Below are 12,717 nucleotides of genomic sequence, written 5' to 3' on the forward strand. Positions count from 1 at the left end.
CAGTGCAACCCGGCTATGCCGCCTTATCCGTCAGAAGCGGCGTTATTCGCTGCGGCCAGATATTGCTCGACAACCTTGGAGAGCAGCTCCAAATAATCAGAGGCCCAATCCACTACGGTCTCCCTCTCCAAACGCCGGGCATTATAGGACCATACGCCGCCGATCTGCGGCTCTCCCGTGCCTCTTGAAGCGGCATCTTCCCCTATATACAACACTAGGTCAAATAATTCGAAGAGCTCCTCTTGCTCCTTGAACCCATGTCTCGCTCCCCCTGCAAACAACGGGAACAAGGCATCCTCCTGATCCTCTTGCGAGCGCCTCTTGATCTGCCGTGTGGCGTAAGATTCGCCCGCCGATGCCGGCTTGCCAGCCAGACGCAGCAGCAGATCAAAATCGCGCACCTCTGCAAAATCGATAGCTATTGGCGCGATCAGTCCTTTGTCTGTCACCTGCGGCAGGACGACCTCCGTCAATCCGGACTGTCCTCGCCAGAAGTACAGATAGACCGCAAGCGCAACCGCTTCTATCGGCATCGTTTGGGCCTTCGCAAGCTCCTCCAGCCCTTCCGCCACGGCTTCATCCAATACAAAGCGGATGCTGCCGGTGCGTTGAGCGGCATGCCCGGCAGAGCGGAAACCTTCAGGGATCGGCAGCCCGCTCCATTCCCAGCTTGCCTGCTCGCGGCTTCTGGAATCCAGATACGCCGCCAGGGAGGCGATGGTCGGATAGGTGAACAAATCCGTTACGCTTAGCGCGCCCGGGTACCGTTCCTCCAGCTGCTGATGCGCGCGCACGAGCAACAGCGACTCGCCCCCGACATCGAAGAAGCGGTGGTGGATGCCGAAGTCGTCACGCTGCAAGAGCCCGCGCCATACCTCAGCGATTGCCTGCTCGGTATCGCTTGCCGCCTCCGCATATTCCACTTCGCGATCCGGCGCAAGCTCCGGCTCCGGCAATGCCTTCCGGTCGACTTTGCCGCTATAGGTGAGCGGCATGGACGAAAGCTCGACTACAGCCGCCGGAACCATATAGTCCGGCAGATGCTGCGCCGCAAAGTCTCGCAGCGCCTGATGCTCCGCTTGCCCGGCGCATACGACATAGGCGCATAAGTATTCGCTGCCGCTTGCCGCCGTCCGCTTCATGACGACCGCTTCCGACACTGCCGGATGGCAGAGCAATACTTGCTCAATCTCGCCGAGCTCGATGCGCAGTCCTCTCAGCTTCACCTGATGGTCAATCCGCCCCAAATATTGAATTGTCCCATCCGGCAGCCATCTGGCAAGATCGCCGGTCCGGTACATAAGACTGCCCTTTCGGAACGGATTGCGGATGAATTTCTCCTCCGTCAAGTCCGGCCGGCCCATATATCCTCTCGCGAGGCCGACGCCGGAGATGCAGAGCTCCCCCGCTATCCCGACAGGTTGAAGCGCCATCGCTTCGTTCACGATATAGAGCGCGATGTTATCGATCGGCTTGCCGATCGGAACCTGGGTCAGGTCCGGTTCAGCAGAGCAATCGAAATACGATACGTCAACCGTCGCTTCCGTGGGACCGTAGAGATTGATCAGCTTGGCCCCGAATGGAGTGCCGATGCGCTCGCGGAATCGCGCCGCCTGATCGGCGGTCAGCGCTTCGCCGCTTGCAAATACATGCGTAAGGCTCTTAAGCCCCGCTTCTCCTCTCAGCAACGCAGGATGCTCCAGGAACAGATGGAGCATAGAAGGCACAAAATGCATCGTGGTGACGCCGCAGCGGGCGATCACATCCGCCATGAGAGCGGGGTCCTTCTCGCCGCCTGGAGGCAGCAGCACCAGCCTTGCTCCGGCGAAGCTCCACCAGAACAGCTCCCATACCGACACGTCGAACGTTATCGGCGTTTTTTGCAGGATGACACTGCTGTCGCTTAGCTTGTATTCCTTCTGCATCCAACCGATCCGGTTCACGACCGAATGATGCTCAATCATGACGCCCTTGGGCTGGCCGGTCGATCCTGACGTGTACAGCACATACGCCAGCGAGCTTGCGTCATGCAGCTTCTCCACTGGGGAGGCGTCCGGCGCCAGCCCAATCGCCTCCTTCACTTCCAGCACAGGAACGGAAGCGTCCAGCCCCTCCGGAGCGCTGCCCTCGGTCAAAACAAGTCTCGCGCCGGAGTTGACCAGCATGTACCGGATACGCTCCTGAGGCAAGCCCGGAGCAATAGGCACATACGCTCCGCCCGCTTTCAGCACGCCGAAGATTGCAATCATCATCGCCAGGCTGCGGTCCATGACAACCGCTACACGCTCTTCCCGCATAATGCCTTGCTTCCTTAGCGCTCTCGCAAGCCTGTTCGATTGCCGGTTCAATTCGCCATAAGTCAATTGCCCGTCTTCCGCTATAATGGCGACAGCCTGAGGCGTCTCTTCCGCCTGCTCTTCCATATAAGCCTCCACCGTCAGATGGCTTGCGTAAGGGACGGTTGTCCGGTTGAACGCCTCGGCTTGCGCCTTCGCTTCTTCAGGATCGAGCAGCCCAATTCCGCCCAGCGGTCGCTCCGGCTCCGCGAGTGCCAGCGTCAATATGCGGAAGTACCAATCCGCCATTCGCTGGATGCTGTCCGCTTGAAACAGCGAGACGGCATATTCAATCGTCAAAGCCATTCCTTTGGTGCCCTGATCCGCAATCTCAAAGGTTATATCCAGCTTGGATACGCGAGTATCCGGCAGGGACGCCTCGAATTGCAGTGCATCGGCAGACTTCTGTCCAGACTCTGAATGCTGCATGACGAACATCGTGTCGAAGAGCGGATTACGGCTCAGGTCGCGCGGCACATCGAGCATCGTTACCATATGCTCGAATGGGAGCATGCCATGGTCTATCGCTGCCAGCGCCGCCGCTTTCATCTCCTCGGCGAACGACCTGAACGACAGCTCTCCGGACGGCCTGCTTCGGATAGGAAGCGTATTGACGAACATCCCGACCAGCGCTTCGGTTGCCGGATGGAACCGTCCGGCAACCGGCGTGCCGACGATCAGATCATCCTGCCCTGTCATCAGATAAAGCAGCGTATGATAGCCAGTCAGCCAAATATGGAATGGCGTCACACCCCATTCCTCCGCTGCGGCATTCACCAGCTCGGCAAGCGCCCCGGGAACCGGCAGCGCAAGCTTGGCTCCGGTGAAGCTTTGCTCAGACGGACGAGGATAGTCTGCCGGCAGCTGCAGGACTGGAAGCGTGCCTGCCAGCAAGGCTTTCCAATACTGTTCCTCCCGCGCTCTCGCGTCTGATGCCATCCACTCCTGCTGCCAAAGCGCGGCATCTTTATATTGAATCGATAACGGCTGCAGCGCCTGGCCGGTATACAATTGCTCGAAGTCTCGCGCCATGACATTCATAGACACGCCGTCTGCGGCAATATGGTGAATATCCAGCAGCAGTGTATAGCGGTTAGCGCCATGCGTCGCAAGGAATGCCCGAATGAGCGGAGCTTCCGTCAAATCGAACGGACGGATAACCTCCCGCGCCCAATCGTCCATATTCGCTTCAGCCGGAAGATCCTGCAGGATCAGCTCGACCTGGATCTGCTCATGAATGCGCTGCATGGGCTTGCCATCTACCCAGTCAAAGCTTGTGCGCAGCGGCTCGTGACGTTCGACCAGCCCTTGAATGGCCGCCTGCAGCCTGTCTGCGTCCAGCTCGCCATTCATGTTCAGCATAAGCGGCAAGTTGTACGCTTTGCTTGCAGGATACAGCTGCTGCAGTACAAACAACCGGTTTTGCGCCAGCGACAACGGATAATACGTCCGGTTCTCCGCCCGGGCTATAACTATAGCCGCCTTGTTATCTGCAAGGTCAATACGAGCAGCCATGTCGCGCAGCACCGGGGCTTCGAACACATCCTTCATCGCGTACGCTACGCTGTAGCGCTGCTCGATTAGCCCAGCCAGCTGGGCGGCACGCAAGGAATGCCCGCCTAATTGGAAGAAATGATCGTCTCTGCCGATCGGGCTGGCGAATTCTTCGCCCTTGTCCTGAGCCGCGAATCCAAGAACATTCACCCATAGCTCCGCCAGACTAATCTCCGTTGCGGTAGCCGGAGCTTCGCCTGCGGTTGAACCCGCTTCTGCGAATGCCGGCTGCGGCAGCCGGCGCCGGTCCGCTTTGCCGCTTGGGCTAAGCGGGAACGCTTCCATCGCGACAAAATACGCTGGCACCATATAGTCTGGCAGCATTCCCCTCAGCGCTGTCCGCAGCGCCTGTTCATCCGGCATGCTGCCGCCTGCCGTAACAAGATAAGCGCAGAGCGCCGTCTCGCCCGTCCGGTCCGCGATTGCCACGACCACCGAGTCGCGGATGCCTTCCTGCATAAGCAGGGCATGCTCGATCTCGCCGCATTCGATACGGAGTCCGCGCAGCTTGACCTGATAGTCGAAGCGGCCCAAATATTCGATTGTGCCGTCCTGAAGCCATCTAGCCCTGTCGCCGGTGCGGTACAGCCTCTCGCCAGGGGCGAATGGATTCGGCACAAAGCTCTGCTCCGTCAGCTCCGGCCGGTTGCGATAGCCGCGCGCAAGACCAGCGCCAGCGATGCAGAGCTCGCCAGATACGCCAATCGGCTGCGGCCTCATTCTCTCGTCTACGATATGAAGCGAGATGTTATGAATCGGCTTACCTATCGGTATCGCCCCTGCAGAGTGGCCGGTACAATCGTAGAAGCTGACGTCCACGGTCGCTTCTGTCGGACCGTAAAGATTAATAAGCCTGGAACGATGGCCTTCCAGCTCCATCGTGTTGTAGAAAGCCGTGACATGCGCAGGCTTCAGCGCCTCGCCGCTGGCGAATACATATCGCAGCGACCGAAGCTCCCCGCCTCTTCCCGTTTCCTTCACATAAGGCAAAAAGACACCCAGCATGGACGGCACAAAATGCATCACCGTCACAGCCTGCTCCTCAATCACGCGCAGCATAACGGACGGCTCCTTCTCGCCATGGGGCTCCAGCAAATAAAGCGAAGCGCCGGCAAAGCACCACCAGAACAGCTCCCATACCGACACGTCGAACGTAATCGGCGTCTTCTGCAAGATGACATCGTGCTCATCCAGCGGATATGCCGTCTGCATCCAGTGGAGGCGGTTCATGACGGCGCGATGCTCCACCATTACCCCTTTTGGCTTGCCGGTTGAACCCGATGTATAGATCACATAGGCCAAGTTGCCTGGTCCCGCGTGCTGTGACACCGGCAGTTCAAGCTCTTCGACATCCGGAGCAGCTGCGGCAGCAAGCTCATCCAGATTCAGCACCTCTCCCTCGAATGCAGGGAAGGCATGAATCCAGCTTGCTCCTGCAAGCGCCACACGGGCACCGCTATCCTCCAATATGCCGCGAATCCGCTCCGCCGGATGCTCAGGATCGATTGGCAAATATGCCCCTCCGGCCTTTAACACCGCCATAATGGCAACCATCATCGACAGCGAGCGGTGAGTGGCGATTGGCACAATCGTTTCGACGGTTACGCCTTTGCCTCTAAGAACGGCAGCCATACGTTCCGCTCGGACATCGAGCTCCCTATACGTCAAGGTGCCCGCGCTCGATCTTACCGCAATCCGGTCCGGCCAGCGCTCTGCTGACTCGGCGAACCAGCCGTGAATCGTACCATCCTGCGGATAAGGATGTACGGTATCGTTCCATTCGGCGAAGCTGGCTTCATCCGCTGGCGTCGTCATTGCCACGTCACCGCAGCTTAGCTCTGGATTCTCGGCGATCGCCTCCAACAGATGAAGCAGCCGCTCCGCCAGGCGCTCCATCGAATCCCGGCGGAACAGTCCCGTATTATATTCCAGCTCCGCCCTTAAGCCCCCCTCGCCGTCGCTGTATATATCCAGCTTCAGATCAAGCTTGGATGTGCCGTGCGGGACAGGTATGGGCTCCATGCTCCAGCCGTCGCCGCGAAGAATAAGCTGCTCGTCCCCGAATTGGTTGTGAACGATCAGCATGGTATCGAACAACGGGTTCCTCGACGGGTCATGCGGAAGCTTGACCGACTCCATGATTCGCTCAAAGCCGACATCTCCATGCTCATAAGCGCCAAGCAGCCGTTCATGCGTCTCGCTCACTAAGTTCTGGAACGTCTGCTCGTCAGAAACCGCCATCGGAATCGGCAGAAACTGATTGAACATGCCGACCATCCCGGCCGTATCAGGATGCATGCGTCCCGCCGTCAAGGAACCGATTACAAATTGCTCCTGATGCGAGGTCCCCTTGAGCAGCAGCGCATACGCCGCGAACAGCACGCTGTTCAAGCTGGCGCCCGTTCTGGCCGCAAGCCCCTTCAGCCGTTCAGTCAACATGGCGGATATGGCGAAGGTCAGCGTATCTCCCGCAAAGCTCTGGCGTTCGCCGCGCATATAATCAAGCGGCATATCCAGCAGCGGCAGCGGGCCATCCAGCAGCTGCGTCCAATATGCAAGACTCTTCTGCTCACGCACGGAACCGTGTTGACGCTGAAGCCATGCGGCATAATCCTTGTATTGCAGAGCGACCGGCTCAAGCTCCGCCCCATCGATCAATGCTGCCAGCTCCTCCAGCAGCAGCTTGACGGCAATTCCGTCCGCCGCGATATGTTGGAGGTTCAGCAGCAAGCAGGCGTCCTCTCCAGCCCAGACAGGACGGCAATAACAGGCTGCAAGCACCGGAGCTGCCGACAGGTCCAGCGGGCGGTAAAATTCATTGAAGCAGTCCTCTACGGACTGTTGCGAAAGCTCAGCCTTCCTCATTGCGAATGGAGCATCGGCATGGACGATTCCGGCAGGAACGCCTTCTATGAGCCGGTACGAAGTCCGCAGAGGCTCATGGCGGGCGATTAATGTCCGTATCGCATGCTCAATGCCGTGCTCATCCACCTTGCCCGACAATCTAAGCGCAACCGGAATATGGTAGGCCATTCCGATGCCTGGCATTCCTTCGGCCAAAAACATGCGCTGCTGCTGCGGACTAAGCGGATACGAAGCCTTCTCAGTAATAACAGCGATAGGCTCATAGGTTTCTGCCGCCGCCGCATCCACCCAGGCCGCCTGTTCCCGGACCGTCGGACGGGCGAACACTTCCCGAATCGGCATGCGGACACCGCAATGCTTGTAGATGCCCGCTGCCAGCGCTGCCGCCTTCAAGGAGTGCCCTCCATGCTCAAAGAAATCGTCCATCGCACCGACCTGTTCGGTCTGAAGCACCTCTTGCCATAAACCCGCAATTTTTTCTTCCGTCCCTGCATCTGGCGGTACATACGGCACCGCTCGCGAAGTTCCAGTCGCAAAGTCCCGAGGCGCAGGCAGCCGCTTCTTGTCTACCTTGCCGCTCGCATTAAGCGGAAGCTTATCCAGCGTGACAATAGCCGACGGAATCATAAAAGCCGGCAGCTTGCCCCCCAATTGTCCGCGAAGGTCCGCCTGCTCCGTCAGTTGCTCCGAAACGATATAAGCGCATAAATATGGCGTCCCTTCGCCTTCCGCCAACACGACAACAGCTTCCTTAATGCCTGGGCAGTCCAATAGCCGGCTTTCGATTTCTCCCAGCTCGATCCGATAGCCTCTTAGCTTAACCTGGCTGTCGATCCGGTCCAGAAACTCCAGATTGCCATCGGGCAGCCGGCGTACCAGATCGCCTGTACGATAGACGAATGCCCGCTCCCGGAACGGATGGGGCTGGAATTTCGAAGCGGTCTGCTCCGGCAAGTTCACATAGCCTGCTGCCACACCGTCTCCCGCAATCCATAATTCGCCCGGTACAAGCGACGGCAGCAGCCTGCCGTTCCCATCCAGCACAAGCGTCTCCGATCGGGCGATCGGCGCGCCGATCGGCACTGTCACCGCCGACTCCCCGTCCCAGCTCTCCGCTATCGGATAACATGTAGCAAAAACCGTCGTTTCCGTAGGCCCGTATACATGCAGCAGCACGCCCGGACCCAAAGCCTCGTATGCTTTGCGGATATGTCTTACGGAAGCCCGCTCACCGCCGAACAGGATGTGCCGTACACCGCGCAACGACCCAAGAGCATGATCAACCAAAGTATTGAACAACGCCGTCGTCACAAAAAAGACGGTTACGCCTTTAGCTTCGATCAGCTCCGTCAGCTTCCATATGTCAGCCACTTCTTCCTCGCCAACAAGCGTCAGCCTCGCTCCATTCAGCAGCGCTCCGTATATATCAAACGTTGAACCGTCAAACGCATAGTTCGAAAGCTGCAATAGCGCGTCGCTTTCGGTAATGTGCACATAATCGGTATGGACGGCAATTCTGGACACATTGCGATGAGAGGTCATAATCCCTTTCGGCCTGCCTGTGGACCCGGAGGTGTACATGATATACGCCAGGTCGTGAGCGGTGCCTTCCACGTCAAGGTTTAATCCCGATTCACCTAGCCAATCCGCATCTGGCTCCTCCAAGTCCAAGACAACGATAGAATCCTCAATGATCCGTGTGCATAGCTCCCTCGTCGGCGCCGCAGCGATAATAGCCTGCGCCTCCGTATCCTGCAGCATAAACCGGATCCGCTCTTCAGGGTACTGAGGATCAATCGGCACATATGCAGCTCCTGCTTTCAACACTGCAAGCATCGCCGCAATCATATCGCGGGACCGCTTCATCAGCAGCGCCACCCTGAAGCCCGGCCGAATGCCGCTTCGCACGAGCGCATGCGCCATTCGATTGGCCCGCTCGTTCAGCTCGCTGTAGGTATACGCCTGATCGTCCATCTCCACGGCGATACGATGAGGCGCCTCGGCCGCTTGCCGCTCGAACAGCCGATGAAGCGCCAGCTCCTGCGAAGAAGCTGCGCCCGAACGGCTGAGCTCCAGAACATGTCCCCGTTCCCTTCCGTCGAGCGGATCAAGCTCGGCCAGCGTGAGGTGAGGCGCCTCTGCGGCTGCTTCGGCAAGCGCGATATAATGCCGCGCCAATTGCGATGCGGTCTCCCCATTGTACAAATCGAGCGCATATTCCAGCGTGAAGGCAATATCTGCCCCCGTATCGGTGCATTCCCAGGTCAGATCGAATTTGGCTGTGCCGGTGTCGATGGGCGCTGGCGCATAAGCCACATCCTTGCTGCGCCATTCGGGCAGCTCCATGTTCTGCAGTGTGAACACCGTATCGAACAGCGGATTGCGGCTGAACTCCCGCTTCGCTCCTGCCAATTCTGCGATTTCCTCATATGGCACATCACCGCTGCCGATAGCTGCCAGCGATTCCTCATGGACCAGCTTCAGCCATTGCCTGAATGGCATGCCGCTGTCGCCGCGCAGCCGGATCGGAACCATGTTGATGAACATGCCGGCCACTTGCTGCTGCTCCGGCCGCATCCGCCTTGCAGCTGCCGTTCCGACCACCAGATCGGACTCGCCTGTATACTTCGTGAGCAGCGAATAATAGACCGCCAGCAACACTGTATACAAGGTAACGCCTTCGCGCTGCGCCATTGATCGGAGCCCTCCCGCAAGCTCAGGCCCTAGCACGAACCGCTCAATAGCGCCGCGATAGCTCGGCGCTTGCGGCCTTGGGCGCAAGGCAGGAATGACCGGAGCTGGCACACCGTCAGAGAAAACCTCGCGCCAATACTGCTGCTGGCGATAAAGTCTGCCGCTGACCCTGCGAGCTTCCTCCCATAAAGCGATATCGCCGCCATGGATGCTTAATGGCTCAGGCGGCATCCCGTCGTACAAAGCTGCAAGATCTCGCATCAATATGCCCATGGATGTGCCATCCGTAATGATATGATGCATGTCCAGCAGCAAGATGTGAGACTCCGCTCCCCGTTTCACCAGCTCCATGCTGAAGAGAGGAGCTTGCTCCATACGATACGGCTTCAGAAAGCCGCGCTTCCGTTCCGCCAGGTCCGAGTCGGACCAGAGGCTTCCGTCAATCATTGATAGCGGCAGCGGGACTTCTTCCTCGATGCGCTGCATAACGGCGGCTTCTTCCATGAAGAAGGAAGTCCGAAGCGCCGGATGCCGGCGCATCAGCGCCCTCCAAGCAGCGGTGAACCGCTCAATATCAAGCGGGCCGTTCACTTCAATTGCAAACGGCAAATGATAATTAAGGAGCCCCGGATTCAGCTCCTCCAATATAAATAGCCGTCTCTGCGCGGAGGTCGCCGGGTAGAACGCTCGCTCCGCAGCCTTCGTCAGCGGCAGCGGCGCTCCCTTGCCTGCGTCCCCGCTCTCCCTCATTCTATCGTCAAGCAAGACGGCGAGCGTTTCTACCGAATCATGCAGGAACAGTTCGGTAAGCGTAATCTCCACCCCGAACAGCTCCTGCAGACTGGCAGCGGCATAAGCCGCCTTCAGCGAATTGCCGCCTTGCTCAAGAAAGCCGTCCTTCCGGCTTATATAATCCTTCCGCAGCACCTCGCGCCAGACGGACATCACCTGCCGCTCGGTTTCGCTTACAGGCTCCTGTTCCAGTTCTTCGTTTAGCCTTGAAGCTTGCTGCTGCTCCAATGCGGCTGCCGCTTCGAATTCCGCAATTTCTGCCAGCGTCTCGGAATAGGCTCCTTCCTTGAGCGCTTCCGCGAGTACGTAACGCTGGATTTTGCCCGAGGTCGTCTTCGGGATGCGCCGGACCGGCACTACATAAGCAGCTTCCAGCCCTGCCGACCGGCTCAGCAGCTTTCTTACGTCGGCGATTAGCGGCAAAAATCCGTTCATCTTGCCGCGATATTGAATAAACACCGCGATTGCATCGCGCTTGGTTGTTTCATCCTGAACGGCGGTGATCGCCGTTTTCCCTATTTCGGCTCCCTTTAGAACACTTATTAACGTCTCCAGGTCATGCGGATACACATTTTGCCCGTTGACGAAAATGACATCCTTCATACGGCCGGTCACATATAAACGTCCATTCAGCATGAAACCCAAATCACCCGTATTCAGCCAGCCCTCCGGCGTGATGATTTGTTCGTTCACATCAGGACGCTTATAGTAACCGGCAGTTACGTTGCGCCCTTTAATATGAATTAAGCCTACGCTCCCAGCCTCCGCTGGCTCGCCGCTCTCGCTGCATATCCGCACTTCGCACTCCTGTACGGGAGAACCCAGCTCTACGATTTCGATAGCAGCCGCATCATCCTCTCCGGACAATTGCACCGGCTCTCCTACCGCTAGCGACCTGCGCTCCAGCTTGATTGTAGCCAGATGCTCCTCTGTGCCTGGAAAAGTAACGGCAAGACTGGCTTCCGCGAGCCCGTACACCGGGAAAATACAATTTCCCTTTAAACCGTAAGGGCCCATAGCCTCCAGAAAATCACGGCAATGTGCAGCCGAGATAGGCTCCGCTCCGTTAAAGATCAGTCTGACGCAGGACAAATCCCACTCCGCCGCCGCTTCCGGCTTCCAATGCTGGAGGAAATGCACATAACCAAAGTTCGGCGAGGACAAGCAGGTCACTCTGTGCCGATTCGCCAGCTCCAGCCATTTCATCGGATGAAGCACAAATGTCGAGGTCGGCAGGTGCAGCTGTTTCATCCCGCATAGCAGCGGGGACAGATGGAAGCCGATCAGCCCCATATCATGGGTGAGAGGCAGCCAGCTTAGCGAAGAATCCCGCTCCGTCGACTGCGCGCCATACTGAATGGCACGCATATTCGATAATAAATTGCCGTGCGTAAGCACGACGCCCTTCGGGTCACCCGTAGAGCCGGAGGTGAATTGGATAAAGGCGATATCCGTCTCCTCAGCGTTATGAAGCTCTCCCTGCGGTCCGTTCACATCCGAGGCAGCCTCCATGAGCGCTGCAATCGAAATGCTGCCGGACTCCAGCTGTGATGCCATCTCCGCCTCTCCTTGCTTCAAAGCATAGCTTTGAATGCCTGGCCAAAGAGCCGCATCGCATAGCAGCCTTGGCGATTCCAGCTGCTTCCACACTTGAATCAGCTTATGGCGTCCTTCGTCCGTCCTGGCCGCGGTCACTGGCACGGGGATTATGCCGCCCAGCGCACAAGCCCAGAACAGAACGATAAACGGCTCGTTCTCCTCAGTCTGCATGACAGCAAAGTCACCTGCGTGCATACCTTGTTCTTGAAGCATATGAAGGGCCCTGCCGGCTGCCGCCAGCAGACTTCCATAAGGCAAAAAACGTTCCTGACCGCTCTCACAAAAACGAATGCCCGCCATGCTATGCTTGCGCGCCAGCAATACATCGGTCAAATTTGAGTAGATGTTGTTCATTTTTGGCATCCCCCGATTCGACTTATTGTCACACCGTTGTGGAATGCAGTTCCTGATACTCCCCGGTTACAATCCGATTCTGCTCGTCCATAATGACGACATGCGGACGGTATGTGCGCGCGACGGATTCTTCCATCATCGCGTACGAGATAATAATGACGCGGTCGCCCGGCTGTACCAGCCTGGCCGCAGCGCCGTTCAAGCAAACCATACCCGAGCCTCTCGGCCCTGTTATGACATAGGTTTCGAGTCTCGCGCCGTTATTTATATTAACGACTTGCACTTTTTCATTCTCCAAAATGTTCGATGCGTCCAAAATGTCTTGATCAATCGTAATGCTTCCTACGTAATTTAAGTTAGCTTCCGTCACAACTGCACGGTGGATTTTGGACTTATGCATCTCTCTGAACATGAATACACTCTCCTTGTGGGGTGGTCTTTTTTAAAAAACTGAAACCTAAATAAACCTCCAATAACGAACAACCAACAACATTGATTCTCTGTAAAGAACATTCAGCGTAAA

General features: G+C 57.5%; 2 protein-coding genes. Both read right to left on the reverse strand.

The genetic code is table 11. The features are described from left to right. Window positions 1-23: 23 nt before the first annotated feature. A complete protein-coding gene (locus D3P09_RS04190) occupies window positions 24-12,194 on the reverse strand; it encodes a non-ribosomal peptide synthetase (protein ID WP_120107458.1) in 12,171 nt (4,056 codons plus the stop codon). Window positions 12,195-12,222: 28 nt separating this feature from the next. Beyond that, the gene (panD, locus tag D3P09_RS04195; RefSeq protein WP_120107460.1) at window positions 12,223-12,606 is read right to left on the reverse strand and encodes an aspartate 1-decarboxylase; all 384 of its coding nucleotides are present in this window, start codon (window positions 12,604-12,606) and stop codon (window positions 12,223-12,225) included. Window positions 12,607-12,717: the final 111 nt, after the last annotated feature.

Origin of the sequence: Paenibacillus pinisoli (assembly GCF_003605435.1) — a bacterium.
GTDB lineage: Bacteria > Bacillota > Bacilli > Paenibacillales > Paenibacillaceae > Pristimantibacillus > Pristimantibacillus pinisoli.